Genomic DNA, 24,626 nt, shown 5'->3' on the forward strand with positions numbered 1-24,626 from the left:
TGGATACGTTCTGTAAAACCTCCCCCGCCTCGCTCTTCCCCACCTCGTCTACCCTTGAAAAACCGCAGGAAGCGGCCCTCCATTCAAGGAACGAGCATGTCCCTCGCCATCGTCCACAGCCGCGCCCAGGTTGGCGTAGAAGCCCCTGCCGTCACCGTCGAAGTGCACATGGCCAACGGCTTGCCGTCCCTGACCCTGGTCGGCCTGCCCGAAACCGCCGTCAAGGAAAGCAAGGACCGCGTACGCAGTGCCATCCTCAACAGCGCGCTGCAATACCCCGCCCGTCGCATCACCCTCAACCTCGCGCCCGCCGACCTGCCCAAGGACGGCGGGCGTTTTGATTTGGCGATTGCCTTGGGAATCCTCGCGGCCAGCGTGCAGGTGCCGTCGTTGATGCTCGATAACGTGGAATGCCTGGGGGAGTTGGCGTTGTCGGGTGAGGTGCGTGCCGTGAAGGGGGTGTTGCCGGCCGCGCTGGCGGCACGCAAGGCCGGGCGCACCGTGATAGTGCCCCGGGCGAATGCCGAGGAGGCGTGCCTGGCGTCGGGGTTGACGGTGATCGCCGTCGACCACCTGCTGCAGGTGGTGGCGCACCTGAATGGGCACGTACCGATCGAGCCGTACAAGTCCGACGGCCTGCTGTACCTGAACAAGCCTTACCCGGACCTGAGCGAGGTGCAAGGGCAGCTTGCGGCAAAGCGCGCGCTGCTGATCGCGGCGGCGGGCGCACATAACCTGCTGTTGAGCGGGCCGCCCGGTACGGGCAAGACCTTGCTCGCCAGCCGCCTGCCGGGGTTGCTGCCGCCGCTGAGTGAACAGGAAGCCCTGGAAGTCGCGGCGATTCAGTCCGTCGTCAGCTTGGCGCCCTTGAGCCATTGGCCCCACCGGCCGTTTCGCCAGCCGCACCATTCAGCGTCCGGCCCGGCATTGGTCGGGGGCGGGTCAAAGCCACAACCAGGAGAAATCACCCTGGCCCATCACGGCGTGCTGTTCCTGGATGAACTGCCGGAGTTTGATCGCAAAGTGCTGGAGGTGCTGCGCGAGCCGTTGGAGTCGGGTCACATCGTGATTTCTCGCGCCCGCGACCGGGTGAGTTTCCCGGCACGCTTCCAACTGGTGGCAGCCATGAACCCCTGCCCTTGCGGCTATCTGGGCGAACCCAGCGGGCGCTGCCGCTGCACGCCGGAACAGATACAGCGCTACCGCAACAAGCTCTCGGGGCCGCTGCTGGACCGCATCGATTTGCACCTCACGGTCGCCCGGGAAACCACGGCGCTCAACCCGACCCAACAGGCTGGCGACAACACCGCGACCGCCTCAGCGCAGGTGGCCGAGGCTCGGGAGCGTCAACAACGGCGACAAGGGTGCGCGAATGCCTTCCTCGACCTGCCGGGGCTGAAGGAGCATTGCCAATTGGTGAAGACCGACGAAAGCTGGCTGGAGAACGCGTGCGAGCGGCTGACCTTATCGCTGCGCGCAGCTCACAGACTGCTGAAAGTAGCACGCACCCTGGCCGACCTTGAGCAGGCAGACGCAATTGCACGCCATCACCTGCAAGAGGCCCTGCAATATCGGCCGGCAGCCATCACCTAAGCCCAACACCGCCCCTGTAGGAGCCGGCTTGCCGGCGATAGCTACTTCAAGGTTTGCGCCAGGCCTGAGGGCCTTATCGCCGGCAAGCCGGCCCCTACAGAGGGCGGGGTGTCAGCGGAAGCGGTCGACCTCTTGGCGCAAGCCCGCCGCCAGGGTTTCCAGTTCCTTGGCGGTGATCGCCAGGTTCGACACCACTTCACGTTGCTCGCTGTTGGCCAGCGCAATGCTTTGCAGGTTGCTGCTGAGCACGTTCGCGGTGCTGCTCTGTTCCTGGGTCGCGGTGGTGATCGCCGCAAATTGCTGGCCAGCCGAGCGGCTTTGCTCGTCGATGCGTGCCAGGGCCGAAGCCACGTCCGCGTTGCGCGACAGCCCTTCCTGCATCAACACATTACCGCGCTCCATAGTGCTGATGGCGTTGCCGGTTTCCTGCTGGATACTCTGGATCATCCCGGAGATTTCATCGGTAGCCTCACGGGTGCGCGACGCTAGGTTACGCACTTCATCGGCAACCACGGCAAAACCACGGCCTTGCTCGCCAGCCCGTGCAGCTTCGATGGCGGCGTTGAGCGCCAGCAGGTTGGTCTGCTCGGCAATCGAGGTGATCACCCCCACAATCCCGCCGATTTCCTGGGAGCGCTGGCCCAAGGTGTTGATCACCGTGGCCGTGCTGTTCAGTGCTGTGGCGATATGTTCCAGGGACGACGAGGCTTCTTGCATCGAGGTGCGGCCGATGCGGGTTTGCTGGGCATTTTCCTGGGCCAGACGTTCGGTGTTGCCCATGTTGTCGGCAATGTTCAGCGAGGTGGCACTGAACTCTTCCACTGCGCCGGCCATGCTGGTGATCTCGCCGGATTGCTGTTCCATGCCTTCATAAGCACCACCGGACAACCCCGACAAGGCCTGTGCCCGGCTATTGACCTCTTCCGCCGCCTTGCGGATATGCGAAACCATGGTCGACAAGGCTTCACCCATCTGGTTGAAGCTGCGCGCCAACTGGCCGATTTCATCATGGCTGGCCACGTTCAAACGGGCGCTCAAATCACCGGCGCCGAGGGCTTCGGCCTGGCGCACCAAGTCACTCAATGGCTGCAGTTTGCTGCGCAGCAGCCAGACCGCCGCGCCGACCGCCAACAGCATCGCCAGCACGCTGCCGATCACCAGGCGAATACCCACCGCCCAGGTGACTGCGCGGATCTCGGACTTCGGCATGCTTGCCACCACCGACCACGGGCCGCCTTCGAACGGTACCGAGACGCTGTAGAAGTCTTCGCTCTTGTCGCTCCAGAAGCGGCCTTCACCGGGCTTTTTCGCCAGGTCGAGCATCACCGGGATCGCTTGATCCAGTGCCTGCACACCCGCCGGTGGCACCAGCCAGTGTTTCTGCTCGTCCAACAGCGCCAGCGAGCCGGTCTGGCCGATACGGAAGCGCTTGAGGTTGTCGAACTGGGCCTTCTGCTCGTCGGTGTAGTCAAAGCCGATGAACAACACGGCGATGACCTTGCCACTGGCGTCACGCACCGGGGTGTACTGGGTCATGTAGGAGCGGTCGAACAGCACGGCCCGGCCCACATAGTTCTGTCCGGTCAGCAGGCGCTGGTACGCCGGGTGTTGGTGGTCGAGCACGGTGCCGATGGCCCGGTTGCCGTCCTGCTTGGTCAGCGAGGTGCTGATGCGGATGAAGTCTTCGCCGCTGCGCACGAATACCGTGGCCACGCCGCCGGACATCTGCTTGAACTCGTCCACTTCATCAAAGTTGTTGTTCAGCACATCCTCGCCCAGGTACAGGCTTGGGGTTTGCACGCCGGCCACGGTGACTGGCCGGTCTGCACGCACACTCAAGCCGGCGCCGAAGCGCTTCTCGAACAGCCCGCTCAAACGCTGAGTACTCTCGCGCAAGGTGCTGTGGAAGGTGTTGAGTTGGTCGGCCAGCAAACGCGCCTCGCTGGCCAGGTGCTCCTCGCGGGTGTCGAGGTTGGCCGAGTCAAGGGAACGCAAAGCGAAGACGGTACTGCCGCTGATGACGACAGCCAAAATAACGGCCAAGGCGAGGCCTAGTTGGGAGGCGATCCGAGCGCGAGGTTGAGACATGACAGCTCCTGGCCGAGGCCAGGATCATCCTGATCTCATAGCGCTGCTCGGCAAATTATCTGGTGGGAAACGTTGGTGCACGATGGTTCCAACACACCTTCTTCGGCGGGCCTGGGCAATACTTGAGCGATTCACAGGGGTATCGCGCAAACGATTGCACGAACGGTAGTCCGCGCATCAGTCGAGGCGCTGCACCTGAGGCAATTCCATCGCCTTGACTTCGCCTTGAAGAAACTCCGCCAACCGCCGCAAGCGTTCACCTCCGGGGCGGGTTTTCGGCCACACCAGGTAATAATTTTCGCCACTGGCCACGGCGGTGGGCCACGGCAGGCTCAACCGCCCTTGCGCCACGTCCTCGGCCACCATCAGCAGGTCGCCCATGGACACTCCATAGCCCCGCGCGGCGGCGATCATGCCCAGTTCAAGGGTATCGAACACCTGCCCGCCCTTGAGCGACACCTGGGACGACAAGCCCATGCGCTCCAACCAATTGCGCCAGTCGCGCCGATCGGGCGTGGGGTGCAGCAGCTCGGCGGTGGCCAGGCGCGCCGCATCCCAAGGGCCGTCGTCGAGCAGGTTGGGCGCCCCCACTGGAATCAGCAATTCCGGGAACAGGTAGCTGGCTTCCCAATCGGCTGGAAAATGCCCGTAGCTCAGCAGCACCGCACAATCGAATGGCTCCTGGTTGAAGTCCACCTCGTCCACACTCATCCACGCACTGGTCAGTTGCACCTCGTTGCCCGGCTGCAAGGCGCGGAATCGACTGAGACGCGCCAGCAGCCAGCGCATGGTCAGGGTCGAGGGTGCCTTCATGCGCAGGATGTCATCTTCGGCATTCAGGGTATGGCAGGCCCGCTCCAGCGCGGCAAAGCCTTCACGCACGCCGGGCAGCAGCAGGCGCGCCGCCTCGGTGAGTTGCAGGGTCCGCCCGCTGCGCTGGAACAGGCGGCAGGCAAAATGCTCTTCCAGCGTGCGGATGTGCCGGCTGACCGCGCTCTGCGTGATCGACAGCTCCTCGGCGGCGCGCGTGAAGGAGTTATGCCGGGACGCGGCCTCGAATGCACGCAAGGCATAAAGCGGAGGAAGGCGGCGCGACATAAGGAAAACTCCTACAAGGCAATCCGGCACCCTAGCAGAATCTATAAGTATGAGTATTAGTCATGCGAACGATCGCTTTTATCCTTTTGTGTAATGCGCCAGGAGCGCCGAGAATCAACCCTTCCCCAACCCTCTGACTTTTTGAGTGTGATGATCATGCAGCATCCGGCGCGTACCGAACTCTGGGCCATTCTGCGGCTGTCAGGGCCGTTGATTGCCTCACAGTTGGCGCACATGCTGATGGTGCTGACCGACACCCTGATGATGGCCCGCCTGAGCCCTGAAGCCCTGGCCGGTGGAGGCCTGGGCGCGGCCAGCTATTCCTTTGTGTCGATTTTCTGCATCGGCGTAATTGCTGCCGTGGGCACCCTGGTGGCCATTCGGCACGGCGCGGGCGATATCGAAGGCGCCACCCGCCTGACCCAGGCCGGGCTTTGGCTGGCGTGGCTGATGGCGCTGGTGGCGGGCTTACTGCTGTGGAACCTCAAGCCGCTGTTGCTGATGTTTGGCCAGACCGAAGCCAACGTGCACTCGGCCGGGCAGTTCCTGACGATCCTGCCGTTCGCCCTGCCGGGTTTCCTCAGCTTCATGACGCTGCGCGGTTTTACCAGCGCGATTGGCAAGGCGCAGCCGGTGATGGTGATCAGCCTCGGCGGTGCGGTGGCCAACTACCTGCTCAACCATGCACTGATCGAAGGCATGTTCGGCCTGCCGAAACTGGGGCTGATGGGCATTGGCCTGGTCACCGCCCTCGTCGCCAACAGCATGGCCCTGGCGCTGTGGTGGTACATCCGCAGCAACCGGACTTACGTGGCCTACCCGCTGGGCAAAGGCCTGTTGCGCCTCAACACCCAGTATTTGCGCGAGCTGTGGCGCCTGGGCCTGCCGATTGGCGGCACGTACGCGGTGGAAGTCGGGCTGTTTGCCTTCGCCGCGCTGTGCATGGGCACTATGGGCAGCACACAGTTGGCGGCGCATCAGATTGCCCTGCAGATCGTGTCGGTGGCCTTCATGGTGCCGGCCGGCATGTCCTATGCGGTGACCATGCGCATCGGCCAGCATTACGGCGCCGAGCAGTTGCTGCAGGCACGCCTGGCCGGGCGTGTGGGTATCGGGTTTGGCGCGGCAGTGATGCTAGGGTTTGCAGCGGTACTGTGGCTGTTTTCCGATCCGCTGATCGGACTGTTCCTCGACCATAACGACCCCGCCTTCCACGACGTGATCGTGCTGGCTGTCAGCCTGCTGGCGGTGGCGGCCTGGTTTGAACTGTTCGACGGCGTGCAGACCATCGCGATGGGCTGCATCCGTGGGCTGAAGGACGCCAAGACCACCTTCCTGGTGGGGTTGGGTTGCTATTGGTTGATTGGCGCGCCGTCGGCGTGGTGGATGGCCTTCCACCTGGGCTGGGGCCCGACCGGGGTGTGGTGGGGGTTGGCCCTGGGCCTGGCCTGCGCGGCCATCAGCCTGACGTGGGCATTCGAAGCGAAGATGAAACGCATGATCCGCAAGAACCCTGCGACTCAAACTGAATTTGGGGCCATGCAACCTGAATAGAGGATGTACCCGATCAATGTAGGAGCTGGCTTGCCGGCGATGACGGTATACCAGACAACTCATCTGGCGCTGAAATTCCGCCATCGCAGGCAAGCCAGCTCCCACAGTTTTATCCGCGTTGTGTCAGACGGCAGCGGCGCAGATCAGGATTATCTGCCTGAAGAAGCTGGGGATCCACCGGTTCAATTGTGGGAGCTGGCTTGCCTGCGATGGCGGTGTGTCAGATAACTCATCTGGTACTGATACACCGCTATCGCCGGCAAGCCGGCTCCTACAGTTGATGGGGTTTGCAATTCAACCGAGAAGGGCTTGTTGGCCTTTGCCGAAGGTCAGGTACTCCACCAGCTCCGGCAACGGCAACGGCTTGCTGATCAGGTAGCCCTGGGCCTGGTCGCAGCCAAACAAACGCAACAGCGCCAGTTGCTCAGGGGTTTCCACGCCTTCGGCCACCACTTCCAGGTTCAGGTTGTGGGCCAGGTTGATCATCGCGTGCACCAGCTTGCGGTTCTCTTCACGCTCCTCCATGCCGCCGACGAAGCTCTTGTCGATCTTCAACAAGGCAATCGGCAGGCTGTTGAGGTGCACGAACGAGGAGAACCCAGTGCCGAAGTCATCCAGAGAGAAGCGCACACCCAGGCGGCCGAGCGCGTCCATGGTCTGCTTGACCAGGTCACTGCGGCGCATCACGGCGGTTTCGGTCAGCTCGAACTCCAGCCATTGCGCTTCCACACCACGCTCGGCAATCAGCCGGCTGAGGGTGGAAAGCAACTGGCTGTCCTGGAACTGACGGAACGACAGGTTGACTGCCATGTGCAACGGCGGCAGGCCGCGCTCGCGCAAGTCCTGCATGTCACGCAGCGCCCGGGAAATCACCCAGTAGCCCAAGGGCACGATCAGGCCGCTCTGCTCGGCCAGGGGCACGAACTCACTCGGCGGCAACAGGCCGCGCTCGCCATGGCGCCAGCGCACCAGGGCTTCCAGGCCGACGATATGCCCGTCGTCCAGATCCAGGCGCGGTTGGTAATGCAGTTCCAGCTCATCACGGCGCAGGGCGCGGCGCAGCTCGCTTTCCAGGTCGGCCAGGCTGCGCGCGTTGCGGTTGATGCGTTCGTTGAAGATATGAAAGGTACAGCCCTGGGTGCTCTTGGCTTGCTGCATGGCGATATGCGCGTGCCACATCAGCGGGTCGGCACCGGCGCGGGCGCGGGCATGGGCCACGCCCAGGCTGCAGCCGATCAGCAGGCTCTCGCCATCCACCCAATAGGGTTCGGCCATGACTTCGGTGATGCGCTCGGCCATCCATTCGGCGCGCTGGGGGGCACGGCGGGTGTCGATCAGCAGGGCGAATTCATCGCTGCCAAGGCGTGCCAGTTGATCCCCGGCCTCAAGCTGGCTTTTGAGACGCGAGACCACTTGCAGGATCAGCCGGTCACCGGCCTGGTGGCCGAGGGCGTCGTTGGCGTGGCGGAAGTTGTCGAGGTCCAGGTGACCGAGGGCCAGGCCGCGGCCTTCGTTCTCGGCCAGCCGTGCTGCCAGCAGGGTCTGGAAACCCTGACGGTTGGCGATACCGGTGAGCGGGTCCTGTTCGGCCAGACGCTGCAAGGTGTTTTCCAGCACGCCCCGCTCGCGCACATGGCGCAGGCAGCGGCGCAATGTATCGGCATCCAATACATCACGGATCAACCAATCGCTGACACCGAGGGGAGAAACCAGCGGCTCCTGCTCCAGCAGCAATACACAAGGCAAGCTGCAGCGGCCCGGGCCAGGTTGCAGGTGGGGGGTGGTCAATAGCACGGCACCGTGGTCGTCATCGAACAGACGGCTCACGGAATCCCAATTTGGCGCGCTGATCAGCACAGCCCCATCGCCCATCGGCGCCAGGCACTCGCGCAATAACGCTGCCCACGCTGGCTCATCGGCCAGTAGCAGCAAACGCAAGGGTTCGACAGGCGTAGACAAGCTAGCTCCCTAGACTCTGCAAGAATTCGTTGGCGGCGGGCATTATGACGTGCGGTCTGATAATCACCAATGATAGGGGTTATCAAATACGCCGATTACAAACAATAGTCGCAAATGCCCGTACATCCTGCGGCAAAGTATCAAAACCGGCAAATTTAGATCGAGTGGTACGTCACACTGTCGTTCTGACAGAGCAGAATCCTGCGAGCCTGTTAAAATGCCCGCCCTTTTGAATAACGACTCCTAAAATTCTGTATGTCCCGACTCAACCCCCGGCAGCAAGAAGCCGTGAACTACGTCGGCGGCCCTCTATTGGTGCTCGCCGGTGCAGGCTCCGGCAAGACCAGCGTGATCACCCGCAAGATCGCGCACCTGATCCAGCAGTGCGGCATCCGCGCCCAGTACATCGTCGCCATGACCTTTACCAACAAGGCGGCGCGGGAAATGAAAGAGCGCGTCGGCACCCTGCTCAAGGGCGGCGAAGGCCGTGGCCTCACCGTGTGCACCTTCCACAATCTGGGCCTGAACATCATCCGCAAGGAGCACGTGCGCCTGGGCTACAAGCCCGGTTTCTCGATCTTCGACGAGACCGACGTGAAGTCGCTGATGACCGACATCATGCAGAAGGAATACGCAGGCGACGACGGCGTGGATGAGATCAAGAACATGATCGGCGCCTGGAAGAACGACCTGATCCTGCCCGCCCAGGCCCTGGAAAATGCGCGCAATCCCAAGGAACAGACGGCCGCCATCGTCTACACCCACTACCAGCGCACGCTCAAGGCGTTCAACGCGGTGGACTTCGACGACCTGATCCTGCTGCCCGTAAAGCTGTTCGAGGAACACGCCGACATCCTCGAAAAATGGCAGAACAAGGTGCGCTACCTGCTGGTGGACGAATACCAGGACACCAACGCCAGCCAATACCTGCTGGTGAAAATGCTGATCGGCAAGCGCAACCAGTTCACCGTGGTAGGTGACGATGACCAGTCGATCTACGCCTGGCGCGGCGCCCGCCCGGAAAACCTGATGCTGCTCAAGGACGACTACCCGTCCCTGAAAGTGGTGATGCTGGAGCAGAACTATCGCTCCACCAGCCGCATCCTGCGTTGCGCCAACGTGCTGATCTCGAACAACCCCCACGAGTTTGAAAAACAACTGTGGAGTGAGATGGGCCATGGCGACGAGATCCGCGTAATCCGCTGCCGCAACGAAGACGCTGAAGCCGAGCGCGTGGCCGTGGAAATCCTCAGCCTGCACTTGCGTACCGACCGGCCCTACAGCGATTTCGCGATCCTGTATCGCGGCAACTACCAGGCCAAGCTGATAGAGCTGAAATTGCAGCACCACCAGGTGCCGTATCGCTTGTCGGGCGGCAACAGCTTTTTCGGACGCCAGGAAGTCAAGGACCTGATGGCCTACTTCCGCCTGATCGTGAACCCGGACGACGACAACGCCTTCCTGCGCGTGATCAACGTGCCGCGCCGCGAGATCGGCTCCACCACCCTGGAAAAGCTCGGCAACTACGCCACCGAGCGCAAGATCTCGATGTACGCCGCCACCGACGAGATCGGCCTGGGCGAACACCTGGACACGCGCTTCACCGATCGCTTGTCGCGCTTCAAGCGCTTTATGGACAAGGTGCGCGAGCAGTGCGCCGGCGAAGACCCGATCAGCGCCCTGCGCAGCATGGTCATGGACATCGACTATGAAAACTGGCTGCGCACCAACAGTTCCAGCGACAAGGCCGCGGATTACCGCATGGGCAACGTCTGGTTCCTGATCGAAGCGCTGAAGAACACCCTGGAGAAAGACGAAGACGGCGAGATGACCGTCGAAGACGCCATCGGCAAGCTGGTGCTGCGCGACATGCTCGAGCGCCAGCAGGAAGAAGAAGATGGCGCCGAGGGCGTGCAAATGATGACCTTGCATGCGTCCAAGGGTCTGGAATTCCCCTACGTGTTCATCATGGGCATGGAAGAGGAAATCCTCCCACACCGCTCCAGCATCGAAGCTGACACCATCGAGGAAGAACGCCGGCTGGCCTACGTGGGCATTACCCGCGCACGTCAGACCCTGGCCTTTACCTTTGCCGCCAAGCGCAAGCAATACGGCGAAATCATCGATTGTGCCCCCAGCCGGTTCCTGGATGAACTGCCGCCGGATGACCTGGCCTGGGAAGGCAACGACGACACCCCGACCGAGGTGAAGGCCGTTCGCGGCAACACCGCGCTGGCGGATATACGCGCGATGTTGAAGCGCTAGAATCGACTACTTTTTAATCTACTTTCGGCGCCCGTTGCGTCAACAGAGGAAGCTTTCCGTGGAAGCACTGCACAAGAAAATTCGCGAAGAAGGCATCGTGCTTTCCGATCAGGTACTCAAGGTCGACGCCTTTCTGAACCACCAGATCGACCCGGCACTGATGAAACTGATCGGCGACGAATTCGCCGCGCTGTTCAAGGACTCGGGCATCACCAAGATCGTCACCATCGAAGCCTCAGGGATAGCACCGGCCATCATGACCGGCCTGAACCTGGGCGTGCCGGTGATCTTCGCGCGCAAGCAACAGTCCCTGACCCTGACCGAAAACCTGTTGTCGGCGACGGTGTACTCCTTCACCAAGAAGGTCGAAAGCACCGTGGCGATCTCCCCACGCCACCTGACCAGCAGCGACCGCGTGCTGGTGATCGATGACTTTTTGGCCAACGGCAAGGCGTCCCAGGCGCTGATTTCGATCATCAAGCAAGCTGGCGCTACCGTGGCCGGCTTGGGGATCGTGATCGAGAAGTCGTTCCAGGGTGGTCGTGCGGAGCTGGATGCGCAGGGTTACCGGGTTGAGTCGCTGGCGCGGGTGAAATCGTTGGCCGGTGGCGTAGTCACCTTCATCGAATAACACCAAATCCCTGTAGGAGCCGGCTTGCCGGCGATGGCGGCCTTGAGTCTTGTGATGACTTCAAGGACCTCATCGCCGGCAAGCCGGCTCCTACAGGGAGGTTGTGGTGGCTGTTAGTGTGCGGTGGCCTGTAGGCCGGCCAGTAGCAGGCGCTGGTAGAGGTCTTCTTTCAAGCCTTCAGGCTTATCCAACCCCATCCGCTTCAAATGCCCGGGAAACGCCTCCGGCTCCGGCGCGTCCAACGCAGCCTTGCCCAACTCCAGAATCTCCGTCAGCTTGAATTTGCTCTTGAGCCAGTTCAACGCCCGCAACAGATCCCGCTCTTCCTCCGTGAAATCGCTGCCCAGCGGGTACTCCGGAAACAACCGTCGATGCCGCGCCTGAATGCCCTTGAGCCGTTCCGGGGTGTTGTCGGTAAAACGCGGCTCCAACTGGAAACCCTCGGGCAGCTTGCCGGCCTTTTGCGCCTGCTCGATCAAATCATCCTGGAAGCGTGAGTCAGTGATCTTGAGCAACGCCTCGATCACGTTGGCATCCGTCTGACCGCGCAAGTCGGCAATACCATATTCGGTGATGACAATGTCCCGCAGGTGTCGCGGAATGGTGCAGTGGCCGTAGTCCCAGACGATATTGGAACTCACCTCTCCCGCCGATTCGCGCCAGCTGCGCAAAATCAGGATCGAGCGCGCCCCTTCCAGTGCATGGCCCTGGGCGACAAAGTTGTATTGCCCGCCCACGCCACTGAGTACGCGGCCGTCTTCCAGCTGGTCGGCAACGCCCGCGCCCAGCAGCGTGACCATGATCGCGCTGTTGATAAACCGTGCATCCAGGCGCTGCAGGCGCTTGAGTTCTTCCTGGCCGTACAGCTCGTTGATGTAGCTGATGCGGGTCATGTTGAATTCGAGACGCTTGGCGTGGGTCATTTCCTGCAAACGCTGGTAAAAACTGCGCGGCCCGAGGAAGAAACCTCCATGGATCGATACACCGTCGGGCTGCGCGGCGTCGTCCAGCGTGCCGGCGTTGGCCTGCTCCTGGGTGGCCACATCCGGGTACACCTTGCGCCGTACGATCCCGGCATCCGCCAGCACGAGCAAGCCGTTGACGAACATCTCGCTGCAGCCATACAGGCCCCGCGCAAACGGCGCGACGCCACCTTCATGGCTGATCAGCGGCGCCCACTGGTACACATCAAGGTCGGTCAGCAACAAGCGGTAGGCTTCGTTATCAGCCTGACGGGCCAGCAACGCGGCGGTCAACGCATCGCCCATGGAGCCGATGCCGATCTGCAACGTGCCGCCATCGCGCACCAGCGTGCTGGCATGCAGACCGATGAAATGGTCCTGGAACCCCACCGGCATGTTCGGTGTGGAGAACAGCGTGGTGCTGTCTTTTTCATCGATCAGGTAATCGAACGCGTCCATGCCCAGCTCGGAATCCCCCGGCATGTAGGGTAAGTCGCTGTGGACCTGGCCCACCACCAGGATGGTTTCCCCGGCGTCGCGGCGCTTGGCGATCATCGGTAGCAGGTCGAGGGTGATATCCGGGTTGCAGCTCAGGCTCAGGCGATCGGGGTGTTCGGCACTGCTGGCGACCAGTTGCGCCACCAGGTTCAGGCCGGCGGCGTTGATGTCGCGCGCAGCGTGGCTGTAGTTGCTGCTGACGTAGTCCTGCTGCGCCGAACGGCTGTGGAGCAAACTACCAGGCTGCATGAAGAACTGCTGAACGCGAATATTGGCCGGCAGGCTGTCCTTGTGCAGGTCAGCGAGGAAATCCAACTCGGGGTAATCGCCGAACACTCGCTCGATAAAAGGCCCGAGAAAGCGCTTCTGCAAACCATCACCAAAAGGCGGACGACCCAGGCTCAAGGCGGTGTAGATCGTCAGTTGCCGCTCTGGCAACTTGGCGATACGCCGGTACAGCGCGTTGACGAACAGGTTGGGCTTGCCCAGGCCCAACGGCATGCCCATGTGGATATGCGCCGGCAAGCGCGCCAGTACGTCGTCAACTGCTTGCTCGATTGAACACAACTGCACCATCCGACCCTCCCGAACATTCCATGATTAGGGGTTGGACCGAGCTTGCCGGGTCTTTGCTGCAATGAACAGCGTTGAAACACAAATCGCGGGCACAAAAAAAAGCCGCTTAAAAGCGGCTTTTTTGGCGAAGATCGGTTGATCAGAGGCCGGACATCTTCTTGATCGCACCTTTGAGGTCATCATCCGAGCAATCGGCGCAGGTGCCTTTGGGCGGCATGGCGTTCAGGCCGGTGATGGCCTTGGCCAGCAGGCCGTCGAGGCCACCCTGGTGGTCGGCGCGGTCTTTCCAGGCGGCGGTGTCACCTATTTTCGGGGCGCCCAGCAAACCAGTACCGTGGCACGCGTTGCAGTGCTTGGCGATCACGTCATCCGGGGTCTTGGCAGCACCGCCGCCACCTGCGGCCACGGCCACTTCCATGCCCTTGCATTCCTGGCCCTGGACACAGACCTGGCCCACGGGCTCCAGGCGCTTGGCAATTTCATCATTGGTCGCAGCTTGAGCGCTGACAGCCCATAGGGCCAGTACGGTTGCTGGTGCAGCCAGCATTTTCATAATTAGGTTCACGCGTTCACCCTCAATGGTGGCTATTCACGCCTGCGGCCACGGTTTCGCAGGCGGCGAAAGTATAACGGTTAGCCCGCCCGGCCGAAACAACCCTATTAAATAAAGGGAGATTCGGCGCCACGGTTAAAGCTGCGGGTGTGTCTGCAACGCTGGCAGCACGCCTCTTCTGTCAAAAGTTCGCCGGTGTGGCTGCGCTGATTAGTCGCGCCGGCACATCGAACGGGTTGCGAAAACGATGGGGCTTGGTGCTTTCAAAGTAGTAGCTATCGCCGGCTTCGAGCACAAAAGTTTCAAGACCGACCACCAATTCCAGGCGGCCTTCCACCAGAATCCCGGTTTCTTCGCCCTCATGGGTGAGCATTTCTTCGCCGGTGTCGGCGCCTGGCGGGTAGATCTCGTTCAGGAACGCAATTGCCCGGCTGGGGTGCGCCCGGCCTACCAGTTTCATGGTGACGGCACCGTCGGAGATGTCGATCAGCTCATTGGCTTTATAGACGATCTGCGTCGGTATTTCCTGGAGGATCTCCTCGGAAAAGAACTCGACCATGGACATGGGGATGCCACCCAGCACCTTGCGCAAGGAGCTGATCGAGGGGCTGACGCTGTTTTTTTCGATCATCGAAATGGTGCTGTTGGTGACACCCGCACGCTTGGCGAGCTCACGCTGGGAAAGACCCTTGAGTTTACGGATGGATTGCAGTCGTTCGCCGACGTCCAATGCAGGAGCCTCCTAGGATTCAGGCGTTGTTGTAATTGAGCGTTATCATGGCGACAGCGTTCAGTATTTACAACACTTGGGCCTAAATCCCGGGCACCTGCGTTCGTACCCGGCGGTCAAGCGCCGGAATAGAGCCTTGGCACGCGGCGCAGGTTGCAGAAGATCTGGTAAGGGATGGTCTCGGCGGCCACCGCAACATCACTGGCGAGGATGTTTTTGCCCCACAGCTCCACCGTGGAACCGAGGCCGGCCTGGGGCACGTCCGTCAGGTCGATGCACAGCATGTCCATGGATACGCGGCCCAGCAATTGGCTACGTTGCCCCGCGACCAGTACCGGCGTGCCGGTCGGCGCATGACGCGGGTAGCCATCGGCGTAGCCCATGGCAACCACGCCAATGCGCATCGGCTTGGGCGTGATGAACTTGGCGCCATAGCCCACCGGCTCGCCAGCCGGCAGCTCACGCACAGAAATCACTTTGGACTCCAGGGTCATCACCGGCTGCAAACGTGCGGCCACCGCCTGGTCTTCGCCAAACGGCGTGGCGCCATAGAGCATGATGCCCGGGCGTACCCAGTCGCTGGACACATTCGGCCAGCCCATGACCGACGGCGAGTTACGCAGGCTGACCTCGGCCGACAAACCTTGGCGCGCCGCTTCAAACACCGCCACTTGTTCATTGCTGCGCACGCAGTCGAGTTCATCGGCGCGGGCGAAGTGGCTCATCAAGACGATCTTGGCGACTTTGCCACTGGCCAGCAGGCGCTGGTACGCCTCGTGGTAATCCTTGGGGTGCAAGCCAACCCGGTGCATGCCGGAGTCGAGCTTGAGCCAGACGGTCAGCGGCTTGCTCAGCCTGGCCTGCTCGATTGCCTCCAACTGCCACAACGAATGCACCACGCACCAAAAATCATGCTCGTTGATCAGCGGCAGCTCGTCGGCCTCAAAAAAGCCTTCGAGCAACAGCACCGGCGCCCGGATGCCGGCTGCGCGCAGCTCCAATGCCTCTTCGATGCACGCCACGGCAAACCCATCGGCCTCGGCTTCCAACGCCTGGGCCACACGCACGGCACCATGGCCGTAGGCATCGGCCTTGACCACGGCAAGCGCCTTGGCCCCCGTGACTTCACGGGCCAATTGGTAGTTGTGGCGCAGGGCTTGGAGATCGATCAGGGCACGGGCAGGACGCATGGCGGCAGGCTTCTAGGCGGCAGAGTAAAGAAAAACCGGCACCGACCGACAACGTCGGCACCGGGAGAGGGATCCAGGTTTAAGGCAGCGCCGCCACGACGGACAGCTCTACCAGGATTTCCGGTTCGCACAGCTTGGCTTCAACCGTGGCACGGGCCGGAGCGACGCCCTTGGGCAGCCACTTGTCCCACACCGCGTTCATGCCGGCAAAGTCGGCATCAATGTCTTTGAGGTAGATCGTCACCGACAGCAACTTGCTCTTGTCGGTGCCGGCCAAGTCCAGCAAGCGCTCGATATTGGCCAGGGTTTCACGGGTCTGCTGTTCAATTCCGGCACTCATGTCGTCGCCGACTTGCCCTGCCAGGTATACGGTGCCGCTGTGGACAACGATCTGGCTCATGCGCTCATTGGTGAGCTGGCGCTGGATTGACATGTTTTGCGGACTCCTGGTGGTTGCCGTAACGGGAAATATCGAGGCCAGCAGCACTGATTTGCGGGGTTTTCTTCGCCATCAGGTCGGCCAGCAGGCGGCCGGAGCCACAGGCCATGGTCCAGCCGAGGGTACCGTGGCCGGTGTTCAGGAACAGGTTCTTGAACGGTGTGGCACCCACAATCGGCGTGCCGTCGGGTGTGGTCGGGCGCAGGCCGGTCCAGAAGCTGGCCTCGGTCAAATCGCCGCCCTGAGGATAAAGGTCGTTGACGATCATCTCCAGGGTTTCACGTCGACGCGGGTTCAGCGACAGGTCAAAACCAGCTATTTCAGCCATGCCGCCAACGCGGATGCGGTTGTCGAAACGGGTGATCGCGACCTTGTAGGTCTCGTCCAGAATGGTCGAAGTCGGCGCCATCGCCGGGTTGGTGATCGGCACGGTCAGCGAGTAACCCTTGAGCGGGTACACCGGCGCCTTGATCCCCAGCGGCTTGAGCAGCTTCGGCGAGTAGCTGCCGAGGGCCAGCACGTAACGGTCGGCGGTTTCCAGCTTGCCATCGATCCACACGCCGTTGATGCGGTCGCCGGCGTAGTCGAGGCGCTGGATATCTTGTTCGAAGCGGAATTCCACGCCCAGTTGCTTGCACATCTCGGCCAGGCGAGTGGTGAACATCTGGCAGTCGCCGGTCTGGTCGTTCGGAAGGCGCAGGGCGCCGGCGAGGATGTCGGTGACGCTGGCCAGGGCCGGTTCAACGCGGGCGATGCCGGCGCGGTCGAGCAGCTCAAAAGGCACGCCGGACTCTTTCAGCACGGCGATGTCCTTGGCGGCACCGTCCAACTGGGCCTGGGTGCGGAACAGCTGGGTAGTCCCCAGGCTGCGGCCTTCGTAGGCAATGCCGGTCTCGGCGCGTAGTTCGTCGAGGCAGTCACGGCTGTACTCGGACAAACGCACCATGCGCTCTTTGTTCACCGCATAACGGCTGGCGGTGCAGTTGCGCAGCATCTGCGCCATCCACAGGTATTGGTCGATATCGGCGGTGGCCTTGATCGCCAGCGGCGCGTGGCGTTGCAGCAGCCATTTGATGGCCTTGAGCGGCACGCCTGGCGCGGCCCAGGGCGACGCATAGCCTGGAGACACCTGGCCGGCGTTGGCGAAACTGGTTTCCATGGCAGCGGCAGGCTGACGGTCGACGACCACGACTTCAAAGCCGGCCCGAGCCAAATAGTAGGCACTGGTCACACCAATGACGCCGCTACCCAAGACCAGAACGCGCATTTTTATATCCTCATCGCGGGCATGGCCGCTGACGTGTGTTGTTCGAGCAATGATGTGCGCAGTGTAAAAAACTATTGCCAGTGCATTTCACTATATAAGTGCCTATATTTGGCGACAATTCTTGGCAAAAACCCTTTTCACAGAGGCGTATCCCCTATGCGTACGAACACCCAGACCAAGCGGGAGCTGGACAAGATCGACCGCAACATCCTGCGCATCCTGCAAACCGATGGGCGAATCTCGTTCACGGAGCTGGGAGAAAAGGTCGGGCTGTCCACCACGCCGTGCACCGAACGGGTCCGTCGGCTGGAGCGCGAGGGGATCATCATGGGCTACAACGCACGGCTGAACCCGCAGCATTTGAAGGGTAGTTTGCTGGTATTTGTCGAGATCAGCCTCGATTACAAGTCTGGCGACACCTTTGAAGAGTTTCGCCGCGCCGTGCTGAAACTGCCCCACGTGCTGGAATGCCACCTGGTGTCAGGCGACTTCGACTACTTGGTGAAAGCGCGGATTTCCGAGATGGCGTCGTACCGCAAGTTGCTGGGCGACATCCTGCTCAAACTGCCCCATGTGCGGGAGTCCAAGAGCTATATCGTGATGGAAGAAGTGAAAGAAAGCCTGAACCTGCCAATTCCTGATTAACCAAATGACACAACTCGGTCAAATGTGGGAGCTGGCTTGCCTGCGATAGCGGTGGCGACTGACCCACCGTCATCGCAGGCAAGCCAGCTCCCACATTAACCGAGTTAAACCAGCACTTGCCGAGTGCTGGCCATGTACTCATGGATCTGCTTTTCCACCCGTGGGTGAATCAGCTCCACCGGCCGCCGCCCGTTCGGGCACGGCAACGTCTTGGTGGTGCCGAACAATCGGCAGATCAGCGGGCGCTCGTCGTACACCGTGCAGCCGTTTGGCCCCAGGTGCACGCAGTTCAACTCGTCCATGGCCGCATCCTGCTCGGCAGCGGTCTTGCGCGGCAGGCGCGACATTTCCTCGGGCGAGGTGGTCACCGGCCCACAGCAGTCGTGGCAACCCGGGACGCACTCGAACGATGGGATCTGACGGCGCAGCGCGCTGATTTTCTGACTGTTGCAACTCATCGAAACACGTACCGAACGGCGAATAGGCGTGGATTCTGCCGCAAAAGCCTGCGGTGAGACAGCTTCGCCCGACCGCTGTATCCTGCGTCAAATTTTCCAAACAGGGATGCTCCCCATGACCGCCAGCGCCCGGCACACCGCTTCCTACTACGCCGCCAGCAGCGTGCCGCAACCCGATTACCCGGCGCTGGCCGGTGAAGTGACGGCAGATGTGTGCGTCATCGGCGGCGGTTTTTCAGGGCTCAACACCGCGCTGGAACTGGCTGAGCGAGGTTTGCGCGTGGTGCTGCTGGAAGCGCGCAAGATCGGCTGGGGCGCCAGCGGGCGCAACGGCGGCCAGTTGATCCGGGGCGTCGGCCATGGCCTGGACCAGTTCACCCACGTGATCGGCACCGACGGCGTGCGCCAGATGAAACTGATGGGCCTCGAAGCGGTGGAGATCGTGCGCGAGCGCATCGAGCGTTACCAGATCCCTTGTGACCTGACCTGGGGCTATTGCGACCTCGCCAACAAACCCCGCGACCTGCATGGCCTGGCCGAAGACGCCGAAGAACTGCGAAGCCTCGGCTATCGTCACGAAGTGCGCCTGCTGCAAGCCGACGAGATGAGCAGCGTGATCGGCTCCGAGCGCTATGTGGGTGGCATGATCGACATGGGTTCCGGCCACCTGCACCCGCTGAACCTGGCCCTCGGCGAAGCAGCTGCCGCGCAGCAATTGGGCGTGGAGCTGTACGAACAATCCGAAGTGACCCGCATCGACTACGGCCCCGAGGTCAACGTGCACACCGCCTCGGGCAACGTACGCGCCAAGACCCTGGTACTGGCCTGCAACGCCTACCTGAATGACCTGAACCCACAGTTGGGCGGCAAGGTGCTGCCAGCCGGCAGCTACATCATCGCCACTGAGCCGCTGAGCGAAGCGCAGGCCCACGACCTGTTGCCACAAAACATGGCGGTGTGCGACCAGCGGGTGACGGTGGACTACTTCCGACTGTCCGCTGACCGACGCCTGCTGTTCGGTGGTGCCTGTCACTATTCCGGCCGCGATCCCCAGGACATCGGCGCCTACATGCGTCCGAAAATGCTCAAGGTGTTCCCGCAACTGGCCAACGTGAAAATCGACTACCAATGGGGCGGCATGATCGGTATCGGTGCCAACCGTTTGCCGCAGATTGGCCGGTTGGCCGACCAGCCCAATGTGTATTACGCCCAGGCCTACGCGGGCCACGGTCTCAATGCCACGCACCTGGCGGGCAAGCTGCTGGCCGAAGCCATCAGCGGCCAGCAGCAGGGCCGCTTCGATCTGTTCGCCCAGGTGCCACACATCACCTTCCCAGGCGGCAAGCACCTGCGCTCGCCGCTGCTGGCCCTGGGCATGCTCTGGCACCGCCTCAAGGAACTGGTCTGATCAATCACGCCAGAAGGGTTTAAGACCTTCCTGGCGTGCCTGTTCCACTGTCAGCCCAACATCGCGCAACTGCTCGCGGGTCAGGTGCAGCAACGCCTTGCGGGTGTGGCGACGGTGCCAGAACAGGTCCCAGCGACTGATATTGCGCGGCGCCCTCGCCCGCTCCTCTCCGGCCTCCAGTTCCTGGCTGTATAACGCCAACCGCACATCGCTCATGCCGCTCATTTTGCTGCCCCTCATTTGCTTGTTGCCATGAGTGACTAGAATGGGCGGACGGCCAAAACCAATACAGATTCAACCAACTTTTATTAAATACATACAGAAGCTGCCTATCGACGGCTGAATCCTGTATTTTCGCCTTATCTGTACTGGTCCCTTGGGAGCGACCGCCATGACCCTCTACGTCAACCTCGCCGAACTGCTGGGCACCCGCATCGAACAGGGCTTCTACCGCCCGGGCGACCGCTTGCCCTCGGTCAGGGCCTTAAGCGTGGAACACGGGGTCAGCCTGAGCACCGTGCAGCAGGCCTACCGCCTGCTGGAAGACAACGGCCTGGCGATGCCCAAGCCCAAATCCGGCTACTTTGTGCCGGTCGGCCGCGAGCTGCCGGCGTTACCTGAAGTGGGGCGTCCGGCACAGCGTCCGGTGGAGATTTCGCAGTGGGACCAAGTGCTCGATCTGATTCGCGCCGTGCCGCGCAAAGACGTCATACAGATGGGCCGGGGTATGCCAGACGTATTGTCGCCCACCATGAAACCCCTGCTGCGCAGCCTCGCACGGGTCAGCCGACGCCAGGATCTGCCGGGCCTGTATTACGACAACATCCTCGGCTGTATGGAACTGCGTGAGCAGATTGCGCGGCTGTCACTGGATTCGGGCTGCCAGCTGACCGCCGAGGACATCGTGATCACCACCGGTTGCCACGAAGCACTGTCCGCCAGCATCCACGCCATCTGTGAGCCCGGCGATATCGTTGCCGTGGATTCGCCGAGCTTTCACGGCGCCATGCAGACCCTCAAGGGCCTGGGCATGAAAGCCCTGGAAATCCCCACCGATCCCATCACCGGGATCAGCCTCGAAGCCCTTGAACTGGCCCTGGAACAGTGGCCGATCAAGGTCATCCAACTCACGCCCAACTGCAACAACCCGTTGGGCTACATCATGCCGGAGGCCCGCAAAAAAGCATTGCTGACCCTGGCACAGCGCTTTGACGTGGCGATCATCGAAGACGATGTGTATGGCGAGCTGGCCTACAGCTACCCTCGCCCGCGCACCATCAAGTCGTTCGACGAAGACGGCCGCGTGCTGCTGTGCAGTTCGTTCTCGAAAACCCTGGCGCCCGGGCTGCGCATTGGCTGGGTGGCGCCCGGGCGCTACCTGGAACGGGTGCTGCACATGAAATACATCAGCACCGGCTCCACCGCGACCCAACCGCAGATCGCCATCGCCGAATTTCTCAAAGGCGGGCACTTCGAGCCACATTTGCGGCGGATGCGCACCCAATATCAGCGCAATCGCGACTTGATGATCGACTGGGTCAGCCGCTACTTCCCAGCCGGCACCCGGGCCAGTCGCCCCCAGGGCAGCTTTATGCTCTGGGTAGAGCTGCCCGAAGGTTTCGACACGCTCAAACTCAACCGTGGCCTGGTGGAACAGGGCGTACAGGTGGCGGTGGGCAGTATCTTTTCTGCCTCCGGCAAATACCGGAACTGCCTGCGCATGAACTACGCTGCCAAGCCAACCCCGCAGATTGAAGACGCGGTGCGCAAGGTCGGTGCCGCGGCAATCAAGTTGCTGGCTGAGGCGGCCGACTGACCTTTCGCGGGAAATGGCCGTCATATGCCCACAACCGCCCTGAACTGGAAGCAGCGCCCTTGATGATTCGACGGCTTTTACCGTTTTTAATGCTGGGCGCCCTGGCGCTGGGTGGCTGTGCGACGGTGGATGTACCGCGCGTCCCCAGCGACGCACTGCCCGCAGCGCAATCCTCATTCGGCCGCTCGATCCAGGCCCAGGCGGCGCCCTATCAAGGACGCTCGGGCTTTCGCCTGCTGCCCAACAGCAGCGAAGCCTTCATGGCCCGCGCCGAACTGATCCGCAACGCCCAGGTCAGCCTCGACCTGCAGTACTACATCGTGCACGACGGTATCAGCACCCGCATGCTGGTGGACGAGCTGCTCAAGGCCGCCGACCGGGGCGTGCGCATCCGCATCCTGCTGGACGACACTACCAGCGATGGCCTTGACCAGATCATCGCCACCCTCGCCGCCCACCCCAAGATCGAGATTCGCCTGTTCAACCCGCTGCACCTGGGGCGCAGCACGGGCGTAACCCGGGCCATGGGCCGCCTGTTCAACTTGTCGCTGCAACACCGGCGCATGCACAACAAGCTGTGGCTGGCCGACAACAGCGTGGCCATCGTGGGCGGGCGCAACCTGGGGGATGAATATTTCGACGCCGAGCCCAACCTGAATTTCACCGACATCGACATGCTCAGCGTGGGCCCGGTGGCCGAGCAACTGGGCCACAGCTTTGACCAGTACTGGAACAGTGCCCTGAGCAAACCCATCGATGAGTTTGTTTCCAGCGCCCCGTCCAAAGGCGACCTGGCCGCTGCCCGCGTGCGCTTGGAGGCCTCGCTGGCCGAATCACGCCAGCAGAACCACGCACTGTACAACCGCTTGCGCACTTACCAGACCCAACCGCGCATGGATACCTGGCGGCGCGAACTGATCTGGGCCTGGAACCAGGCGCTGTGGGATGCACCCAGCAAGGTATTGGCCACGGCCGAGCCGGACCCGCGACTGCTGCTGACCACCCAATTGGCGCCGGAGCTGGAAGGGGTCAATCACGAGTTGATGATGATCTCGGCGTACTTTGTGCCGGGGCAACCCGGCCTGCTCTACCTCACCGGCCGCGCGGATGCGGGCGTCTCGGTTAGCCTGCTGACCAACTCTTTGGAGGCGACGGACGTGCCTGCCGTGCACGGTGGCTACGCGCCCTACCGCAAGGCGTTGCTCGAGCACGGCGTGAAACTCTACGAGCTGCGTCGCCAACCGGGCGATGCCGGGGGCGGCAGCGGCCCGCACCTGTTTCGTCGCGGCACGTTCCGCGGTTCGGACTCCAGCCTGCACAGCAAGGCGATGATCTTTGATCGCGAGAAGTCGTTTATCGGCTCGTTCAATTTCGACCCGCGCTCGGTGTTGTGGAACACCGAAGTCGGCGTGCTGGTGGACAGTCCCGAGCTGGCGGAGCACGTTCGCAACTTGGCGCTGCAGGGCATGGCGCCTGCCTTGAGCTACGAAGCGAAATTGCAGGATGGCCAGGTGGTGTGGGTGACTGAAGACAACGGCCAGTTGCACACCCTGACCCGAGAGCCGGGCAGTTGGTGGCGGCGGTTCAATGCGTGGTTCGCCACCAGCGTTGGCCTGGAACGCATGCTGTAGGAGCCGGCTTGCTGGCGATAGCGGAGTGTCGGCCGAATAATTTGTTGACTGACATACCTCAATCGCCGGCAAGCCGGCTCCTACAGGGGTTGTATTTCAGGCAGGTTGTGCGGCGCCGAATGCGCCTTGGCGCAACAGCAGCACCACCAGACCCAACGCCCCGGCAGCCATCAACAGCGGCAACGCATGCCCGCTGATCCACTGGCTGCCCGCGCCGGCCACCAACGGCCCGATCAGGCAACCGATCCCCCACAACTGCGCGATGTGGGCATTGGCGCGCACCAGCGCATCATCGCGATAACGCTCGCCGATCAAGATCAACGACAGGGTGAACAACCCGCCCGCACTGGCGCCGAACAACACCCACACCGGCCAGATCACCAGCGTGTGCAACACCACGGGAATCGCCAGGCTCGAGGCCAGCAACAGCACCGCACAACTCAGAAACAGCGTGCGCCGCGGCAGGTAGTCGGCCAGCGCGCCGATAGGCAACTGCAACAGCGCATCGCCGACCACCACCGTGCTGACCATGGCCAAGGCGATTTCGGCGGTGAAGCCCTGTTGCAGGCAATACACCGGCAGCAGCGTCAGAATCATTGCTTCGAACGCGGCGAACAAGGCCACCGCCCAGGCAATTGCCGGCAGGCTCAGGCAGAAGCGCCACAGGTCGCCCAGGGTCACGCTGAAGGATTCGGCGGTCGGCGCACCGCTGCGGCCCAGCAACAACAAGGGCGCTACCATCAGCAAACCCACGCCCACCCAGAAACCGTAGTCATGGTCGGTGCCCAGCACTCCCAGCAGCAGCGGCCCCGACAGCTGGCTCAAGGCATAACTGCAGCCATACAGCGCCACCAGCCGGCCGCGCCATTGCTCCACCACCAACTGGTTGATCCAGCTTTCGCCGAGGATAAACACGATGGTGAGGATCACCCCGATCATCAGCCGCAGCACCAGCCACACCGGGTAGCTTGGCAGGATCGCCAGCAAGCCAATGGACACCGCGCCCGCCCACAAGCACAGGCGCATCAGGTTGGCGGTGCCCAGCCATGACGCCATCCTGCTGGAGACTTTGGCTCCCAGCAGGACGCCAAAGGCTGGCATCGCCGCCATCACCCCAATCGCAAAACTGCCGTAGCCCCAGCTTTCAAGGCGCAGGGACACCAGCGGCATGCTCACACCCAGGGCCAGGCCGACGCTGAGGACTGAGGCCAAGACGGCGAAATAAGTCGCCCAACGCATTTCCACGCTCCTGTGGATCATTTTTG

Annotated in this window: 20 protein-coding genes; 8 read left to right on the forward strand and 12 right to left on the reverse strand. The window is 62.1% G+C overall.

Annotated elements, in window-relative coordinates; all coding sequences use genetic code 11:
• Positions 1–96: 96 nt before the first annotated feature.
• Entirely contained in the window at positions 97–1,593 is a 1,497-nt protein-coding gene (locus AC07OV_RS14720; RefSeq protein WP_495092465.1) for a YifB family Mg chelatase-like AAA ATPase, read from the forward strand.
• Between the two features lie 111 nt (positions 1,594–1,704).
• On the opposite strand, the gene AC07OV_RS14725 is transcribed toward AC07OV_RS14720, so the two are convergent.
• Together AC07OV_RS14725 and AC07OV_RS14730 are read right to left on the reverse strand one after the other, a co-directional pair.
• A complete protein-coding gene (locus AC07OV_RS14725; protein ID WP_495092466.1) occupies positions 1,705–3,681 on the reverse strand; it encodes a methyl-accepting chemotaxis protein in 1,977 nt (658 codons plus the stop codon).
• Positions 3,682–3,858: 177 nt separating this feature from the next.
• Positions 3,859–4,779, reverse strand: coding sequence for a LysR substrate-binding domain-containing protein (locus AC07OV_RS14730; RefSeq protein ID WP_176994438.1), 921 nt, complete (start codon positions 4,777–4,779; stop codon positions 3,859–3,861).
• A gap of 150 nt (positions 4,780–4,929) precedes the next feature.
• Between AC07OV_RS14730 and AC07OV_RS14735 the strand changes: the two genes are divergently transcribed.
• On the forward strand, positions 4,930–6,333 hold the full coding sequence (locus AC07OV_RS14735) for a NorM family multidrug efflux MATE transporter (protein ID WP_495092467.1): 1,404 nt from the start codon (positions 4,930–4,932) through the stop codon (positions 6,331–6,333).
• A gap of 294 nt (positions 6,334–6,627) precedes the next feature.
• On the opposite strand, the gene AC07OV_RS14740 is transcribed toward AC07OV_RS14735, so the two are convergent.
• Positions 6,628–8,292, reverse strand: a complete 1,665-nt coding sequence (locus AC07OV_RS14740) for a putative bifunctional diguanylate cyclase/phosphodiesterase (protein ID WP_259172374.1) — start codon at positions 8,290–8,292, stop codon at positions 6,628–6,630.
• A 255-nt stretch (positions 8,293–8,547) separates the two neighbouring features.
• Between AC07OV_RS14740 and rep the strand changes: the two genes are divergently transcribed.
• Both rep and AC07OV_RS14750 read left to right on the forward strand, forming a co-directional pair.
• Positions 8,548–10,557 carry a DNA helicase Rep gene (rep, locus tag AC07OV_RS14745; protein WP_102061199.1) on the forward strand — a complete coding sequence of 670 codons (2,010 nt, stop codon included), beginning with the start codon at positions 8,548–8,550 and terminating at the stop codon, positions 10,555–10,557.
• A 58-nt stretch (positions 10,558–10,615) separates the two neighbouring features.
• Positions 10,616–11,188 (forward strand): xanthine phosphoribosyltransferase, encoded by a 573-nt coding sequence (locus tag AC07OV_RS14750; RefSeq protein WP_010207474.1) that lies wholly within the window; start codon positions 10,616–10,618, stop codon positions 11,186–11,188.
• A 113-nt stretch (positions 11,189–11,301) separates the two neighbouring features.
• Here AC07OV_RS14750 and AC07OV_RS14755 read toward each other — a convergent pair whose 3' ends face one another.
• The 6 genes from AC07OV_RS14755 to dadA form a co-directional block, all read right to left on the reverse strand.
• Complete coding sequence (locus AC07OV_RS14755; protein WP_495092468.1) at positions 11,302–13,224, reverse strand: acetyl-CoA hydrolase/transferase C-terminal domain-containing protein; 1,923 nt, start codon at positions 13,222–13,224, stop codon at positions 11,302–11,304.
• A gap of 139 nt (positions 13,225–13,363) precedes the next feature.
• On the reverse strand, positions 13,364–13,777 hold the full coding sequence (locus tag AC07OV_RS14760; protein WP_176994669.1) for a c-type cytochrome: 414 nt from the start codon (positions 13,775–13,777) through the stop codon (positions 13,364–13,366).
• Between the two features lie 181 nt (positions 13,778–13,958).
• Positions 13,959–14,507 (reverse strand): cupin domain-containing protein, encoded by a 549-nt coding sequence (locus tag AC07OV_RS14765; protein WP_003176893.1) that lies wholly within the window; start codon positions 14,505–14,507, stop codon positions 13,959–13,961.
• 116 nt (positions 14,508–14,623) lie between these two features.
• On the reverse strand, positions 14,624–15,697 hold the full coding sequence (gene alr, locus AC07OV_RS14770; protein WP_494997539.1) for an alanine racemase: 1,074 nt from the start codon (positions 15,695–15,697) through the stop codon (positions 14,624–14,626).
• A 79-nt stretch (positions 15,698–15,776) separates the two neighbouring features.
• Entirely contained in the window at positions 15,777–16,130 is a 354-nt protein-coding gene (locus AC07OV_RS14775) for a RidA family protein (protein ID WP_145158111.1), read from the reverse strand.
• The gene (dadA, locus tag AC07OV_RS14780) at positions 16,102–17,403 is read right to left on the reverse strand and encodes a D-amino acid dehydrogenase (RefSeq protein WP_176994443.1); all 1,302 of its coding nucleotides are present in this window, start codon (positions 17,401–17,403) and stop codon (positions 16,102–16,104) included. The genes AC07OV_RS14775 and dadA overlap by 29 nt, the downstream gene beginning before the upstream one ends.
• A gap of 156 nt (positions 17,404–17,559) precedes the next feature.
• On the opposite strand from dadA, the gene AC07OV_RS14785 reads away from it, so the two are divergent.
• Positions 17,560–18,048, forward strand: a complete 489-nt coding sequence (locus AC07OV_RS14785; RefSeq protein ID WP_003176896.1) for an Lrp/AsnC ligand binding domain-containing protein — start codon at positions 17,560–17,562, stop codon at positions 18,046–18,048.
• 104 nt (positions 18,049–18,152) lie between these two features.
• On the opposite strand, the gene AC07OV_RS14790 is transcribed toward AC07OV_RS14785, so the two are convergent.
• Positions 18,153–18,506, reverse strand: a complete 354-nt coding sequence (locus AC07OV_RS14790) for a YkgJ family cysteine cluster protein (protein ID WP_016975913.1) — start codon at positions 18,504–18,506, stop codon at positions 18,153–18,155.
• Between the two features lie 115 nt (positions 18,507–18,621).
• Between AC07OV_RS14790 and AC07OV_RS14795 the strand changes: the two genes are divergently transcribed.
• The gene (locus AC07OV_RS14795) at positions 18,622–19,914 is read left to right on the forward strand and encodes an NAD(P)/FAD-dependent oxidoreductase (RefSeq protein WP_495092469.1); all 1,293 of its coding nucleotides are present in this window, start codon (positions 18,622–18,624) and stop codon (positions 19,912–19,914) included.
• Here the strand turns inward: AC07OV_RS14795 and AC07OV_RS14800 are convergent, their stop codons facing one another.
• Positions 19,915–20,139 carry a DUF1127 domain-containing protein gene (locus AC07OV_RS14800; RefSeq protein ID WP_178920322.1) on the reverse strand — a complete coding sequence of 75 codons (225 nt, stop codon included), beginning with the start codon at positions 20,137–20,139 and terminating at the stop codon, positions 19,915–19,917.
• 166 nt (positions 20,140–20,305) lie between these two features.
• Here AC07OV_RS14800 and AC07OV_RS14805 point away from each other — a divergent pair, with 166 nt between their 5' ends.
• On the forward strand, positions 20,306–21,730 hold the full coding sequence (locus tag AC07OV_RS14805) for an aminotransferase-like domain-containing protein (RefSeq protein WP_494997537.1): 1,425 nt from the start codon (positions 20,306–20,308) through the stop codon (positions 21,728–21,730).
• Positions 21,731–21,792: 62 nt separating this feature from the next.
• Positions 21,793–23,361, forward strand: a complete 1,569-nt coding sequence (locus tag AC07OV_RS14810; RefSeq protein WP_176994448.1) for a phospholipase D family protein — start codon at positions 21,793–21,795, stop codon at positions 23,359–23,361.
• A gap of 96 nt (positions 23,362–23,457) precedes the next feature.
• Here the strand turns inward: AC07OV_RS14810 and AC07OV_RS14815 are convergent, their stop codons facing one another.
• Positions 23,458–24,600 (reverse strand): MFS transporter, encoded by a 1,143-nt coding sequence (locus AC07OV_RS14815; protein ID WP_494997536.1) that lies wholly within the window; start codon positions 24,598–24,600, stop codon positions 23,458–23,460.
• Positions 24,601–24,626 lie beyond the last annotated feature (26 nt).

The sequence above is a fragment of the Pseudomonas sp. GW821-FHT09A09 genome, from assembly GCF_059418405.1.